Here is a 1,191-nt window from a genome sequence, read left to right on the forward strand (position 1 = left end):
AATGCCCTTGACTTCCTGCCCCTTGACCGTTCCGGCAACCGCCGCTTTATCCCGGTCATGGTGTACCCGGAGCAGGCGGAAGTTCACATTTTGGAGGATGAAGCCGCTTCCAGAGCCTATATCGGGCAGATGTGGGCGGAAGCGATGGAGATTTATAAAAGCGGCAGGTTCAAGCTGGCTTTCAGCCCCGCCATGCAGCGGTATCTCAAAGAACACCAGCGGGATTTTATGCCGGAGGACACCAAAGCCGGGATGATACAGGCGTATCTTGATAAGTACACCGGGAGCATGGTCTGCTCCAAGCAGCTCTATAAGGAAGCCTTGAACCATGCTTTTGACGAGCCGAAGCAATGGGAAATCCGGGAAATCAACGAGATTATGAACCAGTGCATTTCTGGCTGGCGGTACTTCCCGAACCCAAGAATGTTTTCCGAATATGGCAGACAAAAGGGCTGGGAGCGTGAAAACCCGGCAACGGACTCCGGCAACCCGTCTGAAAAAACGATGGACGGTTTTGTGGAGGTCACAGAACAGATGGAGCTTCCATTCTGAAAAGGACAGCCCGTTGCACCCCCTGTTGTTATCCCGTTGCCGAGCCGGTTGCCGGGAAAAACCCCTTATTTCCGGGCTTTTCTCCCTTATAACAACCAAAACAACAAAAAAATAAAAGAAAAGTATAAATAGTAACCATCGCCAGATTGAGATTGTTTGCAAGGTCTTTTGAAGCCCGTTGCCGGACTTCGTTGCCGACACCCTCTGTCTGGCTATTTTCATGTATGGAGGATAACTGCCTATGGCAAAAAACAAAACAGAGATTCATGTGACCACTGTATTTGACGGGGAGCTTGACGCCACTGATGTGTTCGTCAGCCTGATTTCCCAGAAATACGGAAAGACAAATGCAAAAGAATATCTTGCTAAAAAGAAAGATATAGGCTATAATGAAGATGAGGTTCAAAAGAGCCAGATACCGTCTGGATTGTGTGGGTAAATGGCTATGATGAACGAAATGGAATACAGAACAATCGGTTCGGCACTTGCCGGGGGTTATCGTGCGGCGGTCTATTGCAGGCTGTCAAAGGACGATGACCTGCAAGGCGAAAGTGCCAGTATCGCAAACCAGCGTGATATGCTGGAAAAATACTGCGAAAAGCAGGGATGGGAGGTTGTGGCAGTCTATCAGGACGATGG

4 protein-coding genes are annotated in these 1,191 nt (G+C 49.3%); 3 read left to right on the forward strand and 1 reads right to left on the reverse strand.

The window, feature by feature from the left end:
- Positions 1-552: virulence-associated E family protein (locus tag DWY76_RS13720; protein WP_243112067.1), on the forward strand; the 552-nt coding region annotated here is incomplete at its 5' end.
- Between the two features lie 28 nt (positions 553-580).
- On the opposite strand, the gene DWY76_RS14560 is transcribed toward DWY76_RS13720, so the two are convergent.
- On the reverse strand, positions 581-820 hold the full coding sequence (locus tag DWY76_RS14560) for a tweety protein (protein WP_118627009.1): 240 nt from the start codon (positions 818-820) through the stop codon (positions 581-583).
- On the opposite strand from DWY76_RS14560, the gene DWY76_RS13730 reads away from it, so the two are divergent.
- Together DWY76_RS13730 and DWY76_RS13735 are read left to right on the forward strand one after the other, a co-directional pair.
- The gene (locus tag DWY76_RS13730; protein WP_002592708.1) at positions 794-991 is read left to right on the forward strand and encodes a hypothetical protein; all 198 of its coding nucleotides are present in this window, start codon (positions 794-796) and stop codon (positions 989-991) included. The two genes, DWY76_RS14560 and DWY76_RS13730, sit on opposite strands and share 27 nt — an antisense overlap.
- A 6-nt stretch (positions 992-997) precedes the next feature.
- The coding region (locus DWY76_RS13735; protein ID WP_243112068.1) for a recombinase family protein at positions 998-1,191 on the forward strand (194 nt) is incomplete at its 3' end.

It is taken from the genome of Faecalibacterium sp. AF27-11BH, assembly GCF_003603005.1.
GTDB lineage: Bacteria > Bacillota > Clostridia > Oscillospirales > Ruminococcaceae > Faecalibacterium > Faecalibacterium taiwanense.

What these genes read in the sequence shown, in the direction of transcription:
- DWY76_RS13730 (WP_002592708.1), top strand. Translation starts at nt 794, where the DNA reads ATGGCAAAAAACAAAACAGAGATTCATGTGACCACTGTATTTGACGGG.
- DWY76_RS14560 (WP_118627009.1), bottom strand. Translation starts at nt 820, where the DNA reads ATGAATCTCTGTTTTGTTTTTTGCCATAGGCAGTTATCCTCCATACAT.